This is a genomic window from Pseudonocardia sp. McavD-2-B (genome assembly GCF_024124365.1).
GTDB lineage: Bacteria > Actinomycetota > Actinomycetes > Mycobacteriales > Pseudonocardiaceae > Pseudonocardia > Pseudonocardia alni.
In genome coordinates this window covers 1-3,960 of record NZ_JAMXSG010000396.1, presented here as the reverse complement: position 1 = coordinate 3,960, position 3,960 = coordinate 1, and the positions used below count along the sequence as shown (strand labels likewise).

The window sequence follows — 3,960 nt, the reverse complement described above, 5'->3', positions numbered from 1 at the left end:
GTGGCGCTGCACCTGGTGCTGCGGCGGCGCCCGGCCGCCGCGTGACGCCGCGCCGCGGCCGCCGCATCACCGCAGGACCCGGCGGCGTCAGCGGCGGAAGCCCTCCACCCGCACCTCGTCGGTCGGGGCGAACCGCCCCGCGGCCGCGTCGATGAGCGCGATCGTCCGCGCCGACTGCGCGCAGCCGAACCCGTACTTCGCCCGCACCCGCGCGTCGGCGATCTCCATGCAGGTGCGGCTGCGCGTGACGAACTCGGCCACCGGGTAGGTCGTGCCGGTGTCCAGGTGTTCGGTCACCACCAGCGACGGCGAGTAGTAGCTGACCTCGGTGCCGTCCGGCCAGCGGACGTCGAACATCATCTCGGGCACGGTCGTGCACGGTAGGCGGCCCGGATTGCCGCCGTGTTGCGCGCGGCGTCTACAGGATGAAGCCGAACAGCGGGCTGTCCGGCGGGATCGGCTCGATGTGCGGGGGAGCCTCCTGCATCCGCTTGAGCAGCGCGGGCAGGTCGTCCGGCGACCCCAGCTCGATGCCGACCAGGGCCGGGCCGGTCTCCCGGTTGGAGCGCTTGGTGTACTCGAACAGGGTGATGTCGTCATCCGGGCCGAGGACGTCGTCGAGGAACCGGCGCAGCGCGCCCGGCTCCTGCGGGAACTCGACGAGGAAGTAGTGCTTGCGGCCCTCGAAGACCAGGGCGCGCTCGACGATGTCGGCGTAGCGGGAGACATCGTTGTTGCCGCCCGAGAGCAGGCAGACCGTCGTGGCGTCGCGGGGGATGTCGAGCCGGTCCAGCGCCGCGGGGGACAGCGCGCCCGCCGGCTCGGCGATGATCCCGTCGGACTGGTAGAGCGCGAGCATCTCGACGCAGATCCGGCCCTCGGGCACCGCGAGCAGCTCCACGCCCGCGTCGCGCACCACGTCGAAGGTGGCCGCGCCGACCTTGCGCACGGCGGCGCCGTCGACGAACGGGTCCAGCGATCCCAGGTCGACCGGCTCGCCCGCGGCGACCGCGGCCGCCATGCTCGCCGCCCCGGCGGGCTCGACGCCCACGATCCGGGTCGACGGCGCGTGCTCGCGCAGGTAGGTGATGGCCCCGGCGAGCAGTCCACCGCCACCGACCGGCACGACCAGCACATCCGGCGGGTCGGCCAGCTGGGAGACGATCTCGCGGGCGATCGTGCCCTGGCCCGCGACGGTGCGCGGGTCGTCGAAGGCGGGCACCTGGGTGGCACCGGTGGACTCGGCGTCGGCGCGGGCGGCCGCGGCGGCCTCGTCGTAGGTGTTGCCGACCACCCGCACCTCGACGGCGTCGCGGCCCAGCCGCGCGACCCGGTCCCGCTTCTGGCGCGGGGTCGTGCCGGGCAGGTACACCCGACCGGTCACGCCGAGGCGCTGGCAGGCGAACGCGACGCCCTGGGCGTGGTTGCCGGCGCTGGCACAGACGACGCCGGCGAGGCGGTCGGCCTCGGGCAGCTGTGCGATGAGGTTGTAGGCGCCGCGGATCTTGTACGAACGGACCGGCTGCAGGTCCTCGCGCTTGACCCAGACCTCGCCGCCGAGCGCGTCGGACAGGCGGGGGTTGAGCTGCAGCGGGGTCGGGCCGATGACGGCGCGGAGCCGGGCCGCCGCGTCGTCGACGTCCCGGGCGCTCACAGAGGGGGTCACGGTCGACCAGGGTGTCATGACCCCCGGCCGGGGCCGCCGCTCACCCCAGGCGCAGGGTGACCCGCTCGGACTCCGCGCGGCGGTCGAGGGTCGCCGGGTCCCCGGCGGCGTTCACGGTCTGGACCAGCGAGGCCCCCGCCGCGAGGACGGCGAGCAGCCCGTCGCGCAGTCCGTCCGCGCTGTCCCAGCCGGTGCTCGACAGCACCCGGGCGCCCGCGGTGATGCCGAGTGCGTCCGCACGCTCCCGGGCCGCGGCCAGGACCTGCTCGCCGCTCGCGCCGTCCCAGGCCGGGGCCGCGCCGTCCACCGGGTCCCACGGGACGAACTCGTCGCCGTGCACCCGCACCTCGGTCGCGAAGTCGACGGTGCCACCGGGGAGGTCGCCCAGGCCGCGGCCGAAGAAGTCCAGCGAGAACGCGACGACCGTGCCCGCCCCGGCCGCGAGCGCCACGTCGAGCCGCGCCGCGTCGGCGAGCACGACGTCCGCGCCCGCCGGGTCGCCGACCAGCTCCGCGCCGCAGGACCACACGGCCAGCAGCGCGGCGACGGTCTGCCAGTGCGCGGGCAGCAGCGCCGCGACCCGGGTGCCCGGCTCGACGTCGACCTCGTCGCGCAGCAGGTTCGCCGCCTTCGCGGTCCAGTTCGCGGTGGTCGTGCCGGACAGCTCGGTCCGCTCGCCGGTCGCGTCGTCGTAATGGGTGACCAGCGGTCGCGGGGCGGCGGCGCCGAGCGCCGGGCCGAGCAGCGCGTCGGTGAGGAACAGGCCGGAGCCGAAGACGGTGTCCATCACGCCGGAACGCTACGTCAGTCGATGCAGGGGACCCCGCCCGCGGTGATCGGCGGGGTCGAGGGAGCCGGGGCGGCGGCGGGCGCGGCCGCCGCGGAGGTCGACCGGCCGCCGTTCGCGCGGTCGGTGCCGAGCAGCACCTGGACCCGGCCCTGGGCGACGGCGTCGGACTGCTCGACGCCGATGCCGCCCAGCGCCTCGGCGACCCGGCGGGCGGCGGCGTCGCCGTCGGCCTGGCTGTAGCGGACCACCGAGGTGGTGCGGTCCGGGGCGTTGCCGACCTCGCCGGGGGTGAACCCGGTGCGGCCCAGGGTGTCGGCGACCTGCGCGGCCAGCCCGGTCACCCCGGACCCGTTCGCCACGTCGGCCACGACCGGCGCCGCCGCCTCCGTGGAGGTCGCGGGCGCCTCCTCGGGCTCGGGGTCGGTGTGGTGGGCGACGAAGTCGCGGACCTCGGCGGGGTCGACGAGCAGCACGTCCTTGCCGCGGGTGGTCTCCGGGCCGCCGGTGGGGATGGTCAGGAAGTCCATCCTCCCGGCCGCGATCGACGACGCCTCGCGGGCGAAGCCGAGCAGGTCCCAGCCGCTGTCGATGACGACCGACTGCTGGATCACCTCGATGAGCGCTCCGAGCTTGGTCGGGTCGGTGAGCGTGCCCGAGGACAGGACCTTGTTGGCGACCGCGGCGAGGAACACCTGCTGACGGTTGATACGCGACAGGTCCCCGCCGGCGAGCCCGTGCCGCTGCCGGACGAACGCGAGCGCGTCGGCACCGGAGATCGTCTGCGGGCCTGCGGGGAAGTCGGCGCCGGAGAACTCGTCCCTGGCCGGGGCCTTGAGACAGACGTCGACGCCGCCGACGGCGTTGGTGAGGTTGTAGAAGCCGAGCAGGTTGACCTCGGCGAAGTGGTCGATGGCCAGCCCGGTGAGGTCCTGCACGGTGTCGATCAGGGCCTGCCGACCGGCCTGCGACGAGTCCTGGTCGATCTGCCGGGGGTCGCGCACGCCCTCGGCGACCAACCGGGACGCGGTCTCCGCCTTCGTCTGCGGGTAGGCGGCGTTGATCTTGTTGCGGCCGATCCCGGGGATCGACACCTCGGAGTCGCGCGGGATGGAGAACGCGGTCGCGCTGCCGCCGTCGGCGGGCAGGTGCACGACGATGATCGTGTCGGAGTTGAGGACGCCGGACTCGGCGCCGCTGCGCAGCTGGGCCAGGACGTCGGCCGGCAGCGGGTTGCCCTGCGCGTCGGTACGGCTGTCCACGCCGACCAGCAGGATGTTCTGCTCGCCGCCCGCGGAGCCGCCGAACAGCAGGTTCGTCGTGGTGATGCCGCCGGTGACGTCGCGGTAGAAGGTCCACACGGCGCCGGTGAGCAGCACCGTCAGCGCCGACAGCACGGCGACGGCGACCCGCAGCCGGGCCAGCAGCCCGCGGCCCCGGGGCGGTCCTCCGCCGGTGCGCCCGCCCCGCGCCGGGTACGGGGGGTGCTCGTCGGGGCCGGTCGCGG

4 protein-coding genes are annotated in these 3,960 nt (G+C 75.3%); all 4 read right to left on the bottom strand.

Annotated elements, in window-relative coordinates; genetic code table 11:
• Positions 1 to 87: 87 nt before the first annotated feature.
• On the bottom strand, positions 88 to 360 hold the full coding sequence (locus NH602_RS29070) for an MSMEG_0570 family nitrogen starvation response protein (RefSeq protein ID WP_202416400.1): 273 nt from the start codon (positions 358 to 360) through the stop codon (positions 88 to 90).
• 58 nt (positions 361 to 418) lie between these two features.
• A complete protein-coding gene (ilvA, locus tag NH602_RS29065; protein ID WP_100878674.1) occupies positions 419 to 1,684 on the bottom strand; it encodes a threonine ammonia-lyase IlvA in 1,266 nt (421 codons plus the stop codon).
• Between the two features lie 22 nt (positions 1,685 to 1,706).
• Positions 1,707 to 2,453 (bottom strand): TIGR03089 family protein, encoded by a 747-nt coding sequence (locus NH602_RS29060; protein ID WP_253069472.1) that lies wholly within the window; start codon positions 2,451 to 2,453, stop codon positions 1,707 to 1,709.
• Positions 2,454 to 2,470: 17 nt separating this feature from the next.
• On the bottom strand, positions 2,471 to 3,960 hold a 1,490-nt coding region (locus NH602_RS29055), incomplete at its 5' end, for an LCP family protein (protein ID WP_253069471.1).

Bases quoted from the DNA above. Each gene is read 5' to 3' on its own strand.
- NH602_RS29060 (WP_253069472.1), bottom strand. From the start codon at position 2,453: ATGGACACCGTCTTCGGCTCCGGCCTGTTCCTCACCGACGCGCTGCTC.
- NH602_RS29070 (WP_202416400.1), bottom strand. From the start codon at position 360: ATGATGTTCGACGTCCGCTGGCCGGACGGCACCGAGGTCAGCTACTAC.
- ilvA (WP_100878674.1), bottom strand. From the start codon at position 1,684: ATGACACCCTGGTCGACCGTGACCCCCTCTGTGAGCGCCCGGGACGTC.